The 17,928-nt window shown below is 68.7% G+C and carries 15 protein-coding genes; 10 read left to right on the top strand and 5 right to left on the bottom strand.

Annotated elements, in window-relative coordinates; translation table 11 throughout:
- The first annotated feature begins 257 nt into the window (after positions 1–257).
- Both AC6CHL_RS16255 and eda read left to right on the top strand, forming a co-directional pair.
- Positions 258–1,274 carry a sugar kinase gene (locus AC6CHL_RS16255; protein ID WP_498295318.1) on the top strand — a complete coding sequence of 339 codons (1,017 nt, stop codon included), beginning with the start codon at positions 258–260 and terminating at the stop codon, positions 1,272–1,274.
- On the top strand, positions 1,261–1,899 hold the full coding sequence (gene eda / locus AC6CHL_RS16250) for a bifunctional 4-hydroxy-2-oxoglutarate aldolase/2-dehydro-3-deoxy-phosphogluconate aldolase (RefSeq protein ID WP_137191457.1): 639 nt from the start codon (positions 1,261–1,263) through the stop codon (positions 1,897–1,899). Before AC6CHL_RS16255 ends, eda begins: the two co-directional genes overlap by 14 nt.
- Positions 1,900–1,913: 14 nt before the next feature.
- Here the strand turns inward: eda and AC6CHL_RS16245 are convergent, their stop codons facing one another.
- Positions 1,914–3,803 carry a sigma-54-dependent Fis family transcriptional regulator gene (locus AC6CHL_RS16245; RefSeq protein WP_498295316.1) on the bottom strand — a complete coding sequence of 630 codons (1,890 nt, stop codon included), beginning with the start codon at positions 3,801–3,803 and terminating at the stop codon, positions 1,914–1,916.
- Positions 3,804–4,040: 237 nt separating this feature from the next.
- On the opposite strand from AC6CHL_RS16245, the gene adh reads away from it, so the two are divergent.
- From adh to AC6CHL_RS16225, 4 genes are all read left to right on the top strand, one after another.
- On the top strand, positions 4,041–5,570 hold the full coding sequence (gene adh / locus AC6CHL_RS16240; protein ID WP_038691482.1) for an aldehyde dehydrogenase: 1,530 nt from the start codon (positions 4,041–4,043) through the stop codon (positions 5,568–5,570).
- Between the two features lie 86 nt (positions 5,571–5,656).
- Complete coding sequence (adhP, locus tag AC6CHL_RS16235; RefSeq protein ID WP_038691484.1) at positions 5,657–6,685, top strand: alcohol dehydrogenase AdhP; 1,029 nt, start codon at positions 5,657–5,659, stop codon at positions 6,683–6,685.
- A 149-nt stretch (positions 6,686–6,834) separates the two neighbouring features.
- The gene (locus tag AC6CHL_RS16230) at positions 6,835–7,212 is read left to right on the top strand and encodes a DUF779 domain-containing protein (protein ID WP_038691486.1); all 378 of its coding nucleotides are present in this window, start codon (positions 6,835–6,837) and stop codon (positions 7,210–7,212) included.
- A gap of 49 nt (positions 7,213–7,261) precedes the next feature.
- A complete protein-coding gene (locus tag AC6CHL_RS16225; RefSeq protein ID WP_498295314.1) occupies positions 7,262–7,648 on the top strand; it encodes a hypothetical protein in 387 nt (128 codons plus the stop codon).
- Positions 7,649–7,722: 74 nt separating this feature from the next.
- Here AC6CHL_RS16225 and ligD read toward each other — a convergent pair whose 3' ends face one another.
- The 3 genes from ligD to AC6CHL_RS16210 form a co-directional block, all read right to left on the bottom strand.
- Complete coding sequence (gene ligD / locus AC6CHL_RS16220; RefSeq protein ID WP_498295312.1) at positions 7,723–10,269, bottom strand: DNA ligase D; 2,547 nt, start codon at positions 10,267–10,269, stop codon at positions 7,723–7,725.
- A gap of 6 nt (positions 10,270–10,275) precedes the next feature.
- Positions 10,276–11,223, bottom strand: a complete 948-nt coding sequence (gene ku / locus AC6CHL_RS16215) for a non-homologous end joining protein Ku (RefSeq protein ID WP_447591087.1) — start codon at positions 11,221–11,223, stop codon at positions 10,276–10,278.
- 93 nt (positions 11,224–11,316) lie between these two features.
- A complete protein-coding gene (locus AC6CHL_RS16210; protein WP_038691493.1) occupies positions 11,317–11,715 on the bottom strand; it encodes a hypothetical protein in 399 nt (132 codons plus the stop codon).
- Positions 11,716–11,859: 144 nt separating this feature from the next.
- On the opposite strand from AC6CHL_RS16210, the gene AC6CHL_RS16205 reads away from it, so the two are divergent.
- The gene (locus AC6CHL_RS16205; RefSeq protein ID WP_038691495.1) at positions 11,860–12,186 is read left to right on the top strand and encodes a hypothetical protein; all 327 of its coding nucleotides are present in this window, start codon (positions 11,860–11,862) and stop codon (positions 12,184–12,186) included.
- A 47-nt stretch (positions 12,187–12,233) separates the two neighbouring features.
- On the opposite strand, the gene AC6CHL_RS16200 is transcribed toward AC6CHL_RS16205, so the two are convergent.
- Complete coding sequence (locus tag AC6CHL_RS16200) at positions 12,234–14,360, bottom strand: TonB-dependent receptor family protein (RefSeq protein ID WP_498295309.1); 2,127 nt, start codon at positions 14,358–14,360, stop codon at positions 12,234–12,236.
- 176 nt (positions 14,361–14,536) lie between these two features.
- Here AC6CHL_RS16200 and AC6CHL_RS16195 point away from each other — a divergent pair, with 176 nt between their 5' ends.
- The 3 genes from AC6CHL_RS16195 to AC6CHL_RS16185 all read left to right on the top strand — a co-directional run bounded on the left by AC6CHL_RS16195 (position 14,537) and on the right by AC6CHL_RS16185 (position 17,770).
- Complete coding sequence (locus AC6CHL_RS16195) at positions 14,537–15,739, top strand: amino acid aminotransferase (RefSeq protein WP_498295308.1); 1,203 nt, start codon at positions 14,537–14,539, stop codon at positions 15,737–15,739.
- Between the two features lie 178 nt (positions 15,740–15,917).
- The gene (locus AC6CHL_RS16190; protein WP_038691499.1) at positions 15,918–16,934 is read left to right on the top strand and encodes a class 1 fructose-bisphosphatase; all 1,017 of its coding nucleotides are present in this window, start codon (positions 15,918–15,920) and stop codon (positions 16,932–16,934) included.
- 125 nt (positions 16,935–17,059) lie between these two features.
- A complete protein-coding gene (locus tag AC6CHL_RS16185; protein WP_498295432.1) occupies positions 17,060–17,770 on the top strand; it encodes a 2OG-Fe(II) oxygenase in 711 nt (236 codons plus the stop codon).
- Positions 17,771–17,928: the final 158 nt, after the last annotated feature.

Below are 17,928 nucleotides of genomic sequence, written 5' to 3'. Positions count from 1 at the left end.
CAAGGTGCTACATGAAACAGCTATCCGGCGACATGTCAGTGCAATGACACCGCTGGTCAGGGCGGACGTTAACAGCCCGTTCCAGAAGGAGCATCTTGCAGCGCAACAGATTTTCAATGTCTCCCGGAGGCTTGCGGGACAATGCTTTCGACAATGCGGGCGGTAGACGCCCGGTCCGGCATGGCTAGAATGACACCGCTAGCCATTCCATCCGGGTGCCGCCGCACGCGCCCTCGCTTTCACAAGGATCCACCGCCATGAGTCGTGTTGTCTGTTTCGGAGAGTTGCTGCTGCGCATGAGCGCACCGGGCCGCGAGTTGCTGCTGCAGAGCGCGCAGCTGGCGGTGCATCCTGGCGGCGCGGAGGCCAACGTGGGCGTGTCGCTGGCCCATCTGGGGCACGCGGTGTCGATGGTCAGCACCTTGCCGGACAACCCGCTGGGCCGGTTCGTGGCCGGCGAACTGCGCCGGCATGGGGTGGACACCGGCCACGTGCAGGTCCGGCCCGGCCGCATGGGCCTGTACTTCCTCACCACCGGCGCGGTGCAGCGGGCCAGCGAAGTGGTCTACGACCGCGCCGACTCGGCATTCGCCTGCGGCAGCGCGGCCGACTACGACTGGGACGCGCTGCTGGACGGCGCCGACTGGCTGCACCTGTCCGGGGTCAGCCCCGCGCTGAACCCGGCCATGGCCCAGGCCACGCTGGTGGCCGCCCAGGCGGCGTGCGCGCGTGGCGTGCGGGTGTCCTTCGATGGCAACTTCCGGCCGTCGCTGTGGGCGCGCTGGCAGGGCGATGCCCCCGGCATCCTGCGCCAGCTGTTCGCCTGCGCCGATATGGTCTTCGCTGACTACCGCGATATCGGCGTGGTGCTCGGCGGTGAATTCGAACAGGCCGATGTGCGTGAGCGTGTCGATGCGGCCGCCGCGCAGGCGTTCGCCGCGTTCCCGCGCCTGCAGTGGATGGCCTGCACCCAGCGCACGCCGCACAGTGTGGACAACCATGCCCTCGGGGCGATGCTGGTCGGCCGCGATGGCACCCGCGCGGTAGCGCCAACCCGCGAGATGATCGGCATCGTGGACCGCATCGGCGGCGGCGATGCCTTCGCCGCCGGCATCCTGCATGGCATGATGCGCGGCTTCGCACCGGAGGCGATCGTCCGCTTCGGCCTGGCTGCGGCCTGCCTCAAGCATTCGATTCCGGGCGACTTCAACCCTGTCAGCGAGGCTGACGTGATGGCCCTGACGGGCGAGGAGCGATTCGATGTCCGGCGCTGATCCACGTGTACGTGCTGTCCTGAAACTGGCCCCGGTGATTCCGGTGTTCACCCCCGAGAACATCGACGATGCGGTCGAGGTAGCGCGCGCCCTGTTCAACGGCGGCCTGCCGGTGATCGAGGTGACGCTGCGTACGCCGGTGGCGATGGAGGCCATCAAGGCCATGGTCGAGGCCGTGCCCGATGCGGTGGTGGGCGCCGGCACCGTGCTGACCGCCGCGCAGATGGAACAGGTCAAGCAGGTGGGCGGGCGGTTTGCCGTGTCGCCGGGTGCCACCCCGCGCCTGTACGCCGCCGCGCGCGACACCGACCTGCCGTTCCTGCCGGGCGTGGCCACCTCGTCCGAGCTGATGCTGGGCCTGGAGCACGGCCTGGATACCTTCAAGTTCTTCCCGGCGGTGCAGGCCGGTGGCGCGGCGATGCTGTCGGCGTGGAACGGGCCGTTCGGCGACGTGCGCTTCTGCCCCACGGGCGGGATCAGCGCGCAGACCGCACGCGACTTCCTGCATCTGCCCAACGTGCTGTGCGTGGGCGGCTCGTGGCTGACCACGCGTGCGCTGCTGCAGGCCCGCGACTGGGCCGCGATCGAACAGCTGGCCCGCGACTCGGCCGCGCTGGTCGGCTGAGCCGACGCGCCGGCTCAGTGCCGGTGCGCGGCCTCGCCCAGGCGCCGGTAGAGGGTGCTGCGGCTGATGCCGAGCGCCCGCGCGGCGGCGGCCACGTTGCCGCCGCTGACGGCCAGTGCCTCGCGCATGGCCGCCAGGGTCATCGCTTCCAGGCCATCGCCGGCGCTCGCCGGTCGCGGCGCCGGTGGGGCAGGGTGACGGACCTGCGCCGGCAGCGCATCCACCCCGATGACATCGCCCGGGTCGCTCAACGCCACCAGCGTGCGCAGGCACGCGCACAGCTGGCGTACGTTGCCTGGCCACGCATGCGCGGCCAGCGCAGCGCGCGCGGCAGGATCCAGTTCACGGCCCCGCCCAAGGCGGGTCCACAGGCCGGCAACCAGCGCCGCGCGATCCGGGTGCTCGCGCAGCGGTGGCAGCAGTACCGCGTGGTCGGCAATGCGGTAGTACAGGTCGCTGCGGAAATCGCCCGCCTGCATGGCCAGGTCCAGGTCGCGGTGGGTGGCGCAGATCAGCGTGAAATCCAGCTGCACCGGCTTGCCGCCGCCCAGCGGCGACAGTGTGCGTTCCTGCAGCACGCGCAGCAGCCGTGGCTGCAGGGCAAGCGGCATGTCACCGATCTCGTCCAGGAACAGCACGCCACCCTGCGCCTGGCGCAGCAGGCCGGTGCTGCCCTGGCGGCGCGCACCGGTGAATGCGCCTTCTTCATAGCCAAACAGTTCGGCCTCGATCAGGCCCTCCGGCAAGGCCGCGCAGTTGACCGCGACGAAGGGTTTGTCGGCGCGCAGGCTGCGCCGGTGCAGTTCGCGGGCGAAGACCTCCTTGCCCGTGCCCGTCTCACCCTGCAGCAGCACCGGCAACTGCGCATCCAGCACGCGGCAGGCGCGATCCAGCGCGCGCTGCTGGTCGGCATCGAACAGCGGGGTGGCATCCACTGCGGTGGCCGCCGGTCGGCGTGACCCGGTCGGCAACGCCGCCGGCCGCGCATCCGCACGGCCCCGCACCGGCGCACGCTGGCCCTCGCCCAGCTGCCCGTACAGCGCGCGGCCCTGGCGGTCGATCAGCGCACCGTCGTCGTGCAGCCGCGATAGCGGCCCATCGAACAGCGCGGCATACGGCGCATGGCCGATGTCGGCATGCTCCAGCCCGAACAGGGCAAGGCCGGTACGGTTGGCAGCCACCAGGCGGCCGCCGCGGAAGCCCAGGATGCCCTCGCGTGGGGTGCCCAGCAGGGTGGCGTCGTGGTGCAGCCGCACCAGCTCGCAGTCGGCCAGCCCCGCGTCGAAGTAGCGGTGCTCGATGTGCGCCACGGCCTGCCGCGCCAGTACCCGCGCGTGCAGGTGCTGCAATCGTGCATCGCCGGAGATGTCCAGCACGCCCACGCGCTGGCCGTAGGGGTCGAAGATCGGCGTGGCCGAGCAGGTCAGGATGCCGTGCGGGGCGAAGTAGTGCTCGCCACCCCGCACTTCCACCGAGCGGCCTTCCACGATGGCCGTGCCAATGGCGTTGGTGCCCACCGTGGTCTCGTCCCAGCGCACGCCCGGCATCAGGGCCACGCGCCCGGCCTTGTCGAGGAAACCCGGGCTGCCTTCGGCATCCAGGATCCAGCCGTCTTCATCGGTGAGCAGCACGATGCTGCCGGCGGCGGCGATGTCGGCGGCCAGCCCGTCCAGTTCGGGGCGGGCCAGCCGCCACAGCTTCTGCTGGCGCTCGCGCAGTTCGCGCAGGCGTGCATCCGGCAACGGCTCCACCTCCGGCTGCGCATCCACCGACAGCCCGCCACGCAGGCAGCGCTGCCACGACTGCAGGATGGTGTCGGGCACGATGCCGACCGGCGTCGCGCCGCGCTCGAAGAACGAACGACGCGCATTGCCGACACGGTGCAGGAGCGGCTGCTGGGACACCTGTTTCTCCAGTGTCGCAAACTGCGACAGTTGTAGCGGGACCTGTTCCGATAAACAGCACAGGCAGCGTTACTGCGCAATGACCTTCGCTGCTGCACCGCCGCAGATCACAGGCATGTTCCGTGGCCGGCCGCGGCCGGAAGGCGTGCCGCAGCGCAGCAGGCCGGAGTTGGCATCGTCCTTGCGGCAGGGAAGGACCCTTACGGGCCTTTCCCTACCTGCCGGAGATGCACCCCGATGAACGCCGTCACGTCCGCCAAGCCGCACGCCACCGACCCGCAGTCCATCTTCAAGCCGCGCTACGGCAACTTCATCGGCGGGCAGTGGGTGGCACCCCGCAGCGGCCAGTACTTCGAGAACACCACGCCGGTCACCGGCAAGGTCTTCACCGAGGTGGCCCGCTCCAACGCCGAGGACATCGAAGCGGCGCTGGACGCCGCGCATGCCGCCAAACGCGCCTGGGCCGAGACCTCCACCACCGAACGCGCCAACATCCTCAACAGGATCGCCGACCGGATCGAGGAGAACCTGGACCTGCTCGCGCATGCCGAGACCTGGGACAACGGCAAGCCGATCCGCGAAACGCTCAACGCCGACATCCCGCTGATGGCCGACCACTTCCGCTACTTCGCCGGGGCGGTACGCGCACAGGAAGGCAGCCTGTCGGAGATCGACAAGGACACCATTGCCTACCACTTCCATGAGCCACTCGGCGTGGTCGGGCAGATCATCCCGTGGAACTTCCCGATGCTGATGGCCGCCTGGAAACTGGCCCCGGCGCTGGCGGCCGGCAACTGCGTGGTGCTCAAGCCGGCCGAACAGACCCCCGCCTCGATCCTGGTGCTGATGGAGGTGATCGGCGACCTGCTGCCGGCCGGCGTGCTGAACGTGGTCAATGGCTTCGGCGTGGAAGCAGGCAAGCCGCTGGCGTCCAACCCGCGCATCGCCAAGATCGCCTTCACCGGTGAAACCACCACCGGCCGCCTGATCATGCAGTACGCCAGCCAGAACCTGATTCCGGTGACGCTGGAACTGGGCGGCAAGTCGCCCAACATCTTCTTCGCCGATGTCATGGCCGAGGACGACGATTTCCTGGACAAGGCCATCGAAGGCTTCGTGCTGTTCGCCTTCAACCAGGGCGAGGTGTGCACCTGCCCGTCGCGCGCGCTGATCCAGGAATCGATCTACGAGAAATTCATGGAACGTGCGCTCAAGCGCGTGGCCGCGATCAAGCAGGGCAACCCGCTGGACCCCAACACGATGGTCGGCGCGCAGGCGTCGTCGGAGCAGTTGGAGAAGATCCTGTCCTACTTCGATATCGGCAGGCAGGAAGGCGCGGAGGTGCTGATCGGCGGCGAGCAGGCCACCCTCGACGGCGACCTGGCCGGTGGCTTCTACGTGAAGCCCACCGTGTTCAAGGGCCACAACAAGATGCGCGTCTTCCAGGAAGAAATCTTCGGGCCGGTGGTATCGGTGACCACCTTCAAGACCGAGGAAGAAGCGCTGGAGATCGCCAACGACACGCTGTACGGGTTGGGTGCGGGCGTGTGGAGCCGCGACGCCTCGCGCCTGTACCGCATGGGCCGCGGCATCCAGGCCGGTCGCGTGTGGACCAACTGCTACCACGCCTACCCGGCACACGCCGCGTTCGGCGGCTACAAGCAGTCCGGCATCGGCCGCGAGAACCACAAGATGATGCTCGACCACTACCAGCAGACCAAGAACCTGCTGGTGAGCTACTCGCCGAAGAAACTGGGCTTCTTCTGAGCCCGCGCCCTGCTTGATCACGATCAAGGCGTCGGCCGGAGGCCGGCGCCACAGTGCTGTCATTGGCAATCCACGGAGATCCATGCATGAACAAGACCATGAAGGCCGCTGTCGTCCGCGAATTCGGCAAGCCGTTGCGCATCGAGGAAGTGGAGGTACCGCGGCCCGGCCCCGGCGACATCCTGGTGAAGATCGAGGCGTGTGGTGTCTGCCACACCGACCTGCACGCGGTGGAGGGCGACTGGCCGGTCAAACCCAATCCGCCGTTCATTCCCGGTCACGAAGGCGTGGGCCACGTGGTGGCGGTGGGTGCGGGTGTCAGCCATATCCGCGAAGGCGACCGCGTCGGCATCCCGTGGCTGTACTCGGCCTGCGGCCATTGCGAGCACTGCATGGGAGGCTGGGAAACGCTGTGCGAAGCGCAGCAGAACACCGGCTACTCGGTCAACGGCGGCTTCGCCGAATACGCGCTGGCCAATGCCAACTATGTGGGCCTGCTGCCCAAGGGCGTGGGCTTCATCGAGGTCGCGCCGATCCTGTGCGCCGGCGTGACGGTGTACAAGGGCCTGAAAGTCACTGACACCCGTCCGGGCCAGTGGGTGGTGATCTCCGGCATCGGCGGGCTGGGCCACATGGCGGTGCAGTACGCCCGGGCCATGGGCTTGAACGTGGCTGCGGTGGATATCGACGACGACAAGCTGAAGCTCGCCGAGCGCCTCGGCGCGACGATCACCGTCAACGCGCGCACCACCGACCCGGCCGCGTTCCTGAAGAAGGAAATCGGCGGCGCGCACGGTGCATTGGTCACGGCGGTATCGCCGAAGGCTTTCGAACAGGCACTGGGCATGGTCCGCCGCGGTGGCACGGTGTCGTTGAACGGCCTGCCGCCGGGCAACTTCCCGCTGGACATCTTCGGCATGGTGCTCAACGGCATCACCGTGCGTGGCTCGATCGTCGGTACCCGCCTGGACCTGCAGGAATCGCTGGAGTTCGCCGAGCAGGGCAAGGTGGCGGCCACGGTCACCAGCGACCGCCTGGAGAACATCAACGACATCTTCGCGCGCATGCACGCCGGCAAGATCGAAGGCCGCGTGGTGCTGGATCTCAACGCGTAACCGCTCGTGCCGCGGCCTGTCCTCGTTCCTCCTCTCCCAACGAAGGCAGGCCGCACCCTGCACCGGTAGTGCCGGCCGCTGGCCGGCTCCCCGCAATGCCCAGAACCCGGTACTGCCGGCCGCTGGCCGGCTCCCAGGACAACCCAACAATGCGCGCCCAACCACCCCAGGTAACCGCCACCCTGGCAGCGCTGCAGCTGATCGAAACGCTGCACGCCCGCCACGGCCCGCTGCTGTTCCACCAGTCCGGCGGCTGCTGCGACGGCTCCTCGCCGATGTGCTTTGCCCAGGGTGACTTCATCGTGGGCGACCGCGACGTGCAGCTCGGCGAGATCGGCGGCGCCCCGTTCTACATCAGCCCGTCGCAGTTCGCGTACTGGAAGCACACCCAGCTGATCATCGACGTAGTGCCCGGACGCGGCGGCATGTTCTCGCTGGAGAACGGCGAGGGCGTGCGCTTCCTAGTGCGCTCGCGGCTGTTCAGCGATGACGAGTTCGCGCAGCTGAAGGACGCCGGCAAGGTCTGAGCCCGCGCACGCGTCCATAATGGGCACCGTCCCGTTGCCCTGGATCGCCATGTCCGCGTTGTCGCTTGCCAAGACCGTCGTACTGTCCGTGCTGTGCGTGGTGGTGGCGCTGTTCGTGCTGGGCATGGTCAGCGGCGCGGCCGGCTGGATCGCGCCGTGGATCGGCCTGGGCGAGGGCGGGCAGGCACGCCTTGCCTGGGACCTGGGCTGGACCATCCTCGGCGGCCTGGCGGCCACTGCATTCGCCGCGCGCTACGCGCCGACGCTGCCCTACGTCCACGGTGGGGTGGTGTGGGCGGTGATCGCCGCTGCGTCGGCCTATGCCGCCTGGGACCTGGGCAACGACTTCCCGTTCTGGTTCGTGCTGGTGCTGCTGCTCTCGCTGCCGCTGCAGGCCGCCGGCATCTGGCTGGGCGCGCGCTATCGCCCGCAGTGAGGCGAACCACGCGGTAGGGTCGCATCCCGATCGACCGCCGAGGCAAACGCACCACCCGCGCACTCCCTACGGCGTCACGCCCCCGGCAGCACCTGCTTCACCGCCTCGATTCCCTCCCATGGATCCTGCTTCAAGCGCTGCGCACGCTGCAGCGCCTTGGCCATGGGGAACGCATCGGCGGCCGTGATTCGGCCCAGCTCTTCCCACCGCAGCGGCACCGCCACGCCGGCACCGGGCCGCGCGCGCAGCGACCACGAGCTGACACTGGTGGCGCCGCGTGCATTGCGCAACCAGTCGATGAAGATCACCCCGGTGCGCTTGGCCTTGCTCATGGTGGCCACGTAGCGGTCCGGCGCATGTTCGGCCATGGCCTGCGCGAACGCGTCGCAGAAGTCCTTGGCCTGGGCCCAGTCGGCCTTGGGCTGCAAGGGCACCACCACGTGCACGCCCTTGCCACCGGACAGCCGCACGAAGCTCTGCAGGCCGGTATCCAACAGCCGATCGCGCACATCGCGCGCGGCCGACTTCACCTGCGCCCAGCTCACCCCGTCGCCGGGATCCAGGTCGAACACCAGCCGGTCCGGATGCTCCGGATCGGCCACGGTTGCGCCCCAGGGATGCAGCTCCAGCGTGTTCATCTGCACCAGCTGCAGCAGCCCGGCCACGTCCTCGATGTACAGGTAGTCTTCGCGCCCGCTTTTCTGTTCCAGCGGGATCGCGCGCACCGCCTCGCCGAGCCCGGTGCCGTGATGTTTCTGGAAGAAGCAGGGCTTATCCACCCCGTCCGGGCAGCGCAGGACCGACAGCGGCCGCCGCGCCACTTCGGGCAGCACCCAGCGCGCCATCTGCCGGTAGTAGTCGGCCACCTCGCCCTTGGTGATCTTCGCCTTGGCGAACACCACGCGTTCGGGATGGCTGATGCTGACGTCTTCCGCGGCCTCACCTGCGGCCGGCGCGCTGGCCTTGCCGCGCGTGGTTGCTTTCTTCATACCTTTGCCCTTCGCCAGCACCTGGCCTGCCGCCCCCAGGTCACCGGGACGTTTGTCCTCGCGCAGCCGCTTGAAGCTGGCCTGGCGCAGCAGCCCTTCCTTGGCCCAGCCGCGGAACGCCACTTCGGCCACCAGCACCGGCTTCACCCAATGCACGCTGCGCGCGTTGAACGGCACGTGCGCCGGCAGTGCCAGCACGTCCTGTTTCACCGCCAGCGGTTTCAACCGCGCGGTCAGCGTGCGCAGCAACGCATCGTCGAACCCCGTACCCACCCGGCCCACGTAACGCAGGCCACCTGTGTCGGGCGTGGCCATCAGCAGCGAGCCGAAGCCGCTGCGCGCGCCCTTGGGATCGGTGTAGCCCACGATCAGGAATTCGTCGGTGGTCTCGTGCTTGATCTTGATCCACGTCGGCGAGCGCGCGTTGACGTACGGCGCGTCCACGCGCTTGCTGATGATGCCTTCGAATCCGGCCTCGCCACTGGCGGCAAACACCGCCGGTCCATGGTCCAGCACGTGGTCGCTGTAGGCCAGCGTGCCCGGACCCGGACCGATCAGGTCTTTGAGCAGCGCCTTGCGCTGCAGCAGCCCGCAGCGGCTGATATCCACCCCGGCAATGCCGGGCATGTCGAACACCACGTAGCGCAGCGGCTGCTTGGCGGTGCCGTCGATGACCTTCTGCAAGGCGGTGAAATCGCTGCGGCCCTGCGCATCCAGCACCACCAGCTCGCCGTCCAGGCGCAGGTCGCGCACCGGCAACGCGGCAATGGCCTGCACCACCTCGGGAAAATCTTCGGTCCAGTTCAGGCCACCGCGCGAGCGCAGCGCGACCACCCCGTCGTTGACCTCGGCCAGCAGGCGGTAGCCGTCCCATTTGATCTCGTGCAGCCAGCCATCGCCGTCCGGTGCGGTGGCGCGGTGGTCGGTCAGCTGCGGCTTGAAGCCGGCTGGGTAAGGGACGTCGCGTGCGCCCTCCAGTGCCAACGCGCGTTTGCGCCAGCGCGCGTCGGCCTTGCGTGCAGGCGCGGGCGTGGCCGGGCGCTTGGCTGTTTTTGCGGCAGCGCGCGGCGCAGCCTTGGTCCCCGCTGCGCGCTTGCGGGCGGCGCCGCGTGGCGGCGGTGTGTCCAGCATGTCATCGGCCTCTGCGTCCCGTGCCTGCGCGTCGTCGCGCTTGATCAGCAGCCATTGGTGCTGCTTGCCCTTCATCGCCGTACGCACCAGCTTCCAGCCGCCGTTGAGGCGCTCGCCGTGCAGCACGAAGTCGAGCTTGCCGGCAGCGATCGCCTCCAGCGGGTCGCCATCGCAGGCCCAGGTACCGTGGTCGTACACATCCACATGCCCGGCGCCATAGTGGCCGCTGGGAATATCGCCTTCGAACCCTGCGTAGGACAGCGGGTGGTCCTCCACCTCCACCGCCAGGCGCTTCTCGCCCGCGCGCAGCGACGGCCCTTTGGGTACCGCCCAGCTCTTCAGCACACCATCGGCTTCCAGCCGGAAATCGTAGTGGCGCGAACTGGCATGGTGCAGCTGCACCACGAAGATCGGGCGCCGCGCCGGCGCACCGCGGCGGTCGGCGTCCGGCTCGGGGGTGCCGTCGAAACGACGCTTGCGGCGGTATTCCTGCAGTGACATCGGCGCTTACCCGGCCTTGCGCGTGGGGGTGGCGCGTTTGGTGGATTTCTTCGCGGCCTTGGCCGCCTTGGCTGGTGTCTTCGCCGGTGCCTTGGCCTTCTTGGCGGCGGCCTTCTTCGGCGCAGCGGTCACGGCGGTCTTCCTGGCCGGCGTGCGCTTCTTGGCATCCAGGCTCTTCTGCAGCAGCGACATGAAGTCGACCACGTTGGTGGCGTCGTCCTCGCGCGGCGCGGGTTCTTCCTCCACCTTGGTGGTGCCGCCCTTGGCCTTGATCCGTTTCTTCAGCAGCACCTGCAGCCGTTCGCGGAATTCGTCGTGGTAGTCATCGGGTTTCCACTCGCCGGACATCGACGCGATCAGCTGCTCGGCCATGGCCGTTTCCTTGCTGTTGATCCGGTAGTCGGCCAGTGAGCCGGTGGGCAGCTTGTAGTCTTCCGGGTCGACCAGTTCCTGTGGGTAACGCAGGATCATCAGCACCAGCGCGTCGCCATGCGGCATCACCGCGCACAGGTACTCGCGGGTGCGCACCACCACCCGGGCGATGCCCACCTTGTCGGTCCTGCGCAGGGTTTCGCGCAGCAGCACGTAGCCCTTCTCGGCCTTCTTGGCCGGCACCAGCAGGTAGGGCTTCTCGTAGTAGCGCGGGTCGATGGTGCTGGCATCCACGAAGGTCTCCACCTCCACCGCCTCATGGCTCTCCGGCGCCGCCGAGCGGATGTCGTCTTCCTCCAGCACCACGTAGCTGCCCTTGTCGTACTCGTAGGCCTTGACGATGTCCTTCCACGGCACTTCTTCGCCGGTATCGGCGTTGACCCGTTCGAAGCGGATCGGCTTGCGGTCGCGTGAATCGAGCATGCGGAACTGCAGGTCGACCTTGCGCTCGCCGGACATCAGCGAGACCGGCACATTGAGCAGGCCGAACGAGAGGGTACCGGTCCAGATCGGTCGGGCCATGGCAGGGCCACTCCAACGCTACAGGGGGAGGGCAGCTGTACCGCGGCAGGCGTGAAACGCCCGTGTCCGCACCGTGCAGGACCCCTTTACGGGTTACTGCAGCAGGCCGTGCACCGCCGCTGGCGGCATGTGATCCAGCGCCAGCCAGGCGTCCTCGACGATGCCGCGTGCCTGCCCCCAGCCCAACCGCGACTGCCCACGCATCTGTTCCCAGTGCTCGGCCAGCTCGCCGTCGGTGTCGTCGTCGTTGCCGCGTGGCCAGGCCGCATAGTGCGTGGTCAGGGCGAATGCGTACGCCGGGTACAGATCGCGCCAGCTGCGGTGGCCATGCCCGCGGCGGCGCTCGTAGTCGTTGCGCATGTACTGCAGGTAGTCCTGCGCCACCGCCTGGGCTTCCTCGGTGCGCTCACGGCGTACGCGGCGCGTGTTCCGGGTGGGCTGCAGGTAGGCGTTGAACAGCGCGGGGGCGGCGCGACGGTCCAGGCGGGGCATGGCACGACTCCGGCGGTACAGGGCAGGCAGAAATAGTCCCGCCGCCGTTAGCCAGCCGTGACAGATGTGTTCAGGGCAGGCGATTCGCAGGGACTTCACCCGCCAAGCGCTGTAGTGGAGGTCCCCCGTTCCGGAGTGATTCCCATGCCACGCGATCCCCTGCGCGAAGCCAGCACCCCGGTGCCTGGCGAACAGCACGCCAAACACGACAACCAGGACGCCGAAGACCGCGGCGCCGGCATGTCTCCCCCGGCCGAAGCGGACCACCTGCCGGTGGTGTCCGGCCCCAGCCACGGCTACCGCGACCGCAAGGACCCCACCGGCGTGCCGCACCCGGGCGGGCGGGAGAACCAGGAACAGCGCCAGGCGCGCAAGGAGCACGCCAGCGACAACCAGGATGAAGCCCTGGACGAAACCTTCCCCGCCAGCGACCCGACCTCGCCGTTCGTGCCGGCCAAGATCCCGCGCTAGCGGCAGCCCGTTGGGTGGGCGGCGCTATACCGGCAGCGGCCCGGTGATCACGGCGCCCACTGCCACTGCAGGCCCACGCCTACCCGCCGGTCCGGGCCGGGCTCGAAGTACCGCTGGTTGCCGTCGTTGACGATCACCGAGCCGATGTAGCGCTGGTCCAGCACGTTGTCGATGCGCGCGAACGCCCGCAACGTGCCCTGCGCGGTCTGCCAGCGGCGCGCCGCTTCCAGGTTCAGCAACGCATACCCGGCCGCCTTCTCGGTGGCCAAATCGTTCACCACGGTGTCGCTGGAGGCCACCAGTTCGGCGGCCCACTGCCACGGCCCGGGCGTGTACTGCATCCGCGCGTTCCACTGCTGCCGGGGCACGCCGGGCAGGCGCGCGCCGGCCTGCACCGTGTTGCAGCCGGCGGTACCGCACAGCGGGTACGCATCGCGCACCGTCGCTTCGATCCAGGTGTAGGCCACGGCCAGTTCGGTCTGCGCCCCCAGTGGCTGCACGTAGCTGGCTTCGGCGCCCTGCCGCCGGGTACGGCCGATGTTGCGGTAGGTGGAACGCCCGCCGCTGTTGCTGGCCACCGCCAGTTCGTCATCGGTGTCGGCCCGGAACACGGCCGCCTCCAGCCGCGCCCCGCTCTGCGCGTGCCATTTGCTGCCCACTTCCAGGTTGCGGCTGCGCGCGGCCGACAGGTCCAGCGCCAAGCCCGCCTGGCCGTCGGCGCGGTAGCCCAGCTCGTTGAAGGTGGGCGTCTCAAAGCCTCGCCCGGCCGAGGCGTACAGCCGCCAGGCATCGCTGGCGCGGAACACCACCCCGGCCACCGGCGTGGTGGCCGCGTAGCGGCGCGCGCCGCTGTCATCGGGGTTGCTGGCGGTGATGTAGTGGTCGTTGGAGCGGAACCGCACCGTGCTGTGGCGCAGGCCCAGCAGCAGCGACCAGCGCGGGGCCCATTGCCACCACGCCTGGGCGAACTGGTCGATGTTCTCCACCCGGTCGGCCTGGTCGCGGCGCAAGCGGCCCTTGATGCCCAGCTGATCGCCCACGAAGTTCTCGTAACCGCGGCGATCCTGCAGCTGACGGTCGGCATTGGCGCCGATCACCAGATCCAGCGGTCGTCCGGCCCAGTCGCCGTGCCAGCTCCAGCGCGCGTCCACGCCGCCGTAGTCGCCGTCCAGGTCGATCACCCCGCCGGCATGCAGCGGGTTGGCCTGCGGCCCGGGGGGAATGGCCAGGTACTGTTCCACGCTGCGTTGCCCGGCATAGCCCATCGCCCGCCAGGTGTGGGCGCCGTCGGTGCGGGTGAAGACCAGCCCGGCCTGGGCCTGGCGGACCGATTTGCGGGTGTTGTACTGGCTGGCCACGGCGGTGGCCTGGCGCGGGTCGGCGTTGACCTGGGCCCGGCTCAGGCCGAGCGGGTCCTGCGCATCGGGCGAATCGAAGTAATTCAGCACAAGGTCCAGCTGGCCGCCGCCCACGTCGGTGCCCAGCCGCGCGTTGATCGACTCGCGGCGGGCCGCGCTGTGGTCACGCCAGCCATCGGTGCGGAAGTGGTTGGCGGCCACGTTGTAGCGGATGGGTCCCTGCTGGCCGCGCAGCTGCGCACCGGCGCTGAGGGTGTTGTCGCTGCCAGTGTCCAGCCGCAGCCGCCATGGGTCGCCGGGGGCGCCGTCGGCGCTGAACACCTGCACCACGCCGCCGGAGGAGTTGCCGTACAGCGCCGAGAACGGGCCGCGCAGCACGTCCACCCGCTGCGCCGAGAGCAGGCTGGCATGCGACAGCTGGCCCTGGCCGTCGGGCATGGTGGCCGGCACGCCGTCCACCAGCACGCGCACCCCGCGCACCCCGAACGTGGACCGTGCGCCGAAGCCCCGGATCGACAGCTGGGTGTCCTGCGCATAGTTCTGGCGGTCGCGCGCCACCACGCCGGGGATGCCGCCCAGCGCTTCGGACACCTGGGCCAGGGTTCCATTGGCGTCGTCATCCAGCCAGACCGTGCTGATCGACGCCGGCAGGTCCGCATCGTCCACCTGCTGCACGCGCGCCGCCTGCACCTGAACCGTGGGCAGGCGCTCGATCGGCGGGGTATCAGCCGGGGCAGGCGCGGCCTGTGCCGGGTTCGGCAGCAGCGCCGCCGAAAGCAGCGCGGAGGGGACGACAAACGCGGAGAAACGCAGCATACGGGCAGGGGTCCTCAGCGGCAGGGCACGCCGCACGCCATGGTACGGAAGATGACGTGACGGCAGCCGCCGCGCCCACGGCGCGGCTTTGTTAGGATGGCTTGGTTTTGGCTGATTCTGCCGCAACCTGCGTCGCGCCAACCTCCCCCCCTTCCGTCATCCGAATGAGTACCGCCGTGTCCTTCTTTGCAAATGTGGAACTGGTCCCAGGCGACCCGATCCTGGGCCTGACCGAGGCTTACAACGCCGACAGCCGCTCGACCAAGGTCAACCTGGGCGTGGGCATCTACTACGACGAAAGCGGCCGCATTCCGCTGCTCCGCGCCGTCAAGCAGATCGAACAGCAGCTGGCCGATGAAGCCAAGCCGCGCGGCTACCTGCCGATCGACGGCCTGCCGGCCTACAACCAGGCCACCCGCGAGCTGGTGTTCGGCAAAGACTCGCCGCTGCTGGCCGCCGGTCGCGTGGCCACCTCGCAGACCATCGGTGGCAGTGGTGCGCTGCGCGTGGGCGCAGACCTGCTGCACCGCCTGCTGCCGCACGCCACCATCGCCATCAGCAACCCCAGCTGGGAAAACCACCGCGCCGTGTTCAGCGCCGCCGGTTTCGAGGTGGTGGAGTACAGCTACTTCGACCCGACCACCCACGGCGTGGATTTCGACGCCATGCTGGCCGACCTGGGCAAGCTGCAGCCGGGCACCGTGGTGCTGCTGCACGCCTGCTGCCACAACCCGACCGGCGCCGACCTCACCGTCGCGCAGTGGAAGCAGGTGGCCGAGCTGTTGAAGGACCGCCAGCTGTTCCCGTTCATCGACATGGCCTACCAGGGCTTCGACAAGGGCATCAGCGAAGACGGCGCCGCGGTGCGCATCATCGCCGAGGCCGGCATCGACAGCTTCGTGGTCGCCAACTCGTACTCCAAGTCGTTCTCGCTGTATGGCGAACGCATTGGCGCGCTGTCGGTGGTGGCCCCGGACGCGGCCTCGGCCAAGGCCGTGCAGTCGCAGGTCAAGCGCATCATCCGCACCATCTACTCCAGCCCGTCCAACCACGGCGCTGCGCTGGTGGCCGGCGTGCTGAACAGCGTCGAGCTGCGCCAGGTGTGGGAAGCGGAACTGACCGAGATGCGCGAGCGCATCCACGCCCTGCGCCACGGCCTGGTGGAGAACCTGGTCGCCGCCGACGCACCGGAGTTCGCGTTCATCAACGACCAGGCCGGCATGTTCTCGTACTCGGGCCTGACCCGCCCGCAGGTGGACCGCCTGCGCGACGAGTTCGGCATCTACGCCGTCGGCACCGGCCGCATCTGCGTGGCCGCGCTGAACCAGGGCAACCTGGCGTACGTGGCCAAGGCCGTGGCGACCGTCGCCAAGGGCTGATCGGCGCGCGCTGAAGCACCCACAGGAACGGCCGCCCAGTGCGGCCGTTCCCGTATCCAGATCCTTGCTGCGTACGCGGCCCTGCCTTCCTGACCTGGCGGCCTGTCCTGCGCCTGCCTCGTAATGCCCGCGGCAACGGGCGACAATACGGCCCCCAAATGTCTTTGGCAGCCATTCCATGTCCCGTACGTCGCTTACCCGGTACCTGATCGAAGAGCAGCATGCCGGCCGCATCAACGCCGACCTGCGCCAGCTGATCGCCGTCGTCGCCCGCGCCTGCACCAGCATCTCCATCGCGGTCAGCAAGGGCGCGCTCGGTGGCGTGCTGGGCGAGGCCGGTACCGGCAACGTGCAGGGCGAAGCGCAGAAGAAGCTGGACGTCATCAGCAACGAGATCCTGCTCGAGGCCAACGCCTGGGGCGGCCACCTGGCCGCCTGCGCCTCCGAGGAAATGGACCACTGCCAGCCCGTGCCGGACACCTACCCGCGCGGTGACTTCCTGCTGCTGTTCGATCCCCTCGATGGCAGCTCCAACATCGACGTCAACGTCTCGGTCGGCACCATCTTCTCGGTGCTGCGCTGCCCGCCCGGCACCGAACAGCCCAACGACGCCAGCTTCCTGCAGCCGGGCACCGCGCAGGTCGCCGCCGGTTACTGCATCTACGGTCCCAGTACCCAGATGGTGCTCACCGTGGGCCACGGCACCCATGCCTTCACCCTGGACCGCGAGAAGGGCGAGTTCGTGCTGACCACGCCGGACATGCAGATTCCCGCCGACACCCAGGAATTTGCCATCAACATGTCCAACCAGCGTCATTGGGAAGCCCCCATGCAGGGCTACGTGCAGGACCTGCTGGCCGGCAAGGAAGGCGCGCGCGGCAAGAACTTCAACATGCGCTGGATCGCCAGCATGGTGGCCGACGTGCACCGCATCCTCACCCGCGGCGGCATCTTCATCTACCCGTGGGACAAGAAGGACCCGTCCAAGGCCGGCAAGCTGCGCCTGATGTACGAAGCCAACCCGATGGGCCTGCTGGTCGAGCAGGCCGGCGGCGCGGCCACCACCGGCCGCGAGCGCATCCTGGACATCCAGCCCGACCAGCTGCACCAGCGCGTGCCGGTGTTCCTTGGCTCGCGCAATGAAGTGGCCGAAGCCACCCGCTATCACCGCGAGCACGACAGCGCGCAGGGCTGATCGCAACGCACGGGGCCGGCCCATTGCCGGCCCCGTGTGTGCCATGAAGAAACCCAACGTGGCAACGGCGTGACATCGGCCAGTGCAGCGGTCACCATCGGGGCCAGATGCCCACGGATGACCCCATGACGGCCGACACGCAGCACGACTTCATTGAAGTAATCCACAACGCCATCCCCGCCGATGTGTGTGCCGCCATCCAGGCCAGGATGCGAACCAGTGCGCAGTTGCGACCCGGCGAAGTGGGCAGCGGCGTGTTCCCGGAACTCAAGCACAGCAAGGATCTGCGCATCAGCGGCGACGCCGCGTGGCGCGATATCGACATACTGTTGCAACAGGCGGTTTTCCGCGGCGTTTTGAGTTATCTACGGCGTTATCCACAGGCGCTGATCTCACCGCTGATGTTGCAGATCCAAGACAGCAACGGCCAGCCGCGCCGCCTGGCGGCCGACGATTTCCCCGGCATGGACGATGCCACGCTGTCGGATCTGGCCCGTACGTGCCTGCGCCCCGGTGCCATCAATCTGCAATGGTATGCAGCGGGCGAGGGTGGCTATCCCTATTGGCATTGCGAGCTTTACCCGCGCGATCCCGCCGGCGAAACACTGCACCGCCACCTGCTGTGGACGCTCTACCTCAACGACGATTTCGAGCAGGGCGAAACCGAATTCCTGTTCCAGCACCGCAAGATCGCCCCGCGCACCGGCAGCCTGCTGATCGCCCCGACGGCGTTCACCCACACGCATCGCGGCAATCGTCCGCAGGGTGGCGACAAGTTCATCGCCACCAGCTGGGTGCTGTTCCAGAGTGCGCAGAAGTTGTTTGCAGGAAACTGACGGCGACACCACGCACGCCCCGGTAGTGCCGGCCGCTGGCCGGCTCCCGACACCCCTACCGCAGACCCATCGCCATCACGGCGACGCGTCCGCAGCGCATCACCATCAAGCTGGCAGAGCAGATGGTCAGCTGTCCTTGATGGTGCCCTGTGCACGCG

It is taken from the genome of Stenotrophomonas sp. GQ19, from assembly GCF_059758695.1.
Note: the sequence above shows the minus strand (reverse complement) of the source record. Positions and strands in the feature narration are given on the sequence as shown.

What these genes read in the sequence shown, in the direction of transcription:
- AC6CHL_RS16225 (WP_498295314.1), top strand. Translation starts at nt 7,262, where the DNA reads ATGTCCGCGTTGTCGCTTGCCAAGACCGTCGTACTGTCCGTGCTGTGC.
- AC6CHL_RS16255 (WP_498295318.1), top strand. Translation starts at nt 258, where the DNA reads ATGAGTCGTGTTGTCTGTTTCGGAGAGTTGCTGCTGCGCATGAGCGCA.
- AC6CHL_RS16200 (WP_498295309.1), bottom strand. Translation starts at nt 14,360, where the DNA reads ATGCTGCGTTTCTCCGCGTTTGTCGTCCCCTCCGCGCTGCTTTCGGCG.
- ligD (WP_498295312.1), bottom strand. Translation starts at nt 10,269, where the DNA reads ATGTCACTGCAGGAATACCGCCGCAAGCGTCGTTTCGACGGCACCCCC.
- AC6CHL_RS16210 (WP_038691493.1), bottom strand. Translation starts at nt 11,715, where the DNA reads ATGCCCCGCCTGGACCGTCGCGCCGCCCCCGCGCTGTTCAACGCCTAC.
- adh (WP_038691482.1), top strand. Translation starts at nt 4,041, where the DNA reads ATGAACGCCGTCACGTCCGCCAAGCCGCACGCCACCGACCCGCAGTCC.
- eda (WP_137191457.1), top strand. Translation starts at nt 1,261, where the DNA reads ATGTCCGGCGCTGATCCACGTGTACGTGCTGTCCTGAAACTGGCCCCG.
- AC6CHL_RS16205 (WP_038691495.1), top strand. Translation starts at nt 11,860, where the DNA reads ATGCCACGCGATCCCCTGCGCGAAGCCAGCACCCCGGTGCCTGGCGAA.
- AC6CHL_RS16185 (WP_498295432.1), top strand. Translation starts at nt 17,060, where the DNA reads ATGACGGCCGACACGCAGCACGACTTCATTGAAGTAATCCACAACGCC.
- AC6CHL_RS16230 (WP_038691486.1), top strand. Translation starts at nt 6,835, where the DNA reads ATGCGCGCCCAACCACCCCAGGTAACCGCCACCCTGGCAGCGCTGCAG.
- ku (WP_447591087.1), bottom strand. Translation starts at nt 11,223, where the DNA reads ATGGCCCGACCGATCTGGACCGGTACCCTCTCGTTCGGCCTGCTCAAT.
- AC6CHL_RS16190 (WP_038691499.1), top strand. Translation starts at nt 15,918, where the DNA reads ATGTCCCGTACGTCGCTTACCCGGTACCTGATCGAAGAGCAGCATGCC.
- adhP (WP_038691484.1), top strand. Translation starts at nt 5,657, where the DNA reads ATGAACAAGACCATGAAGGCCGCTGTCGTCCGCGAATTCGGCAAGCCG.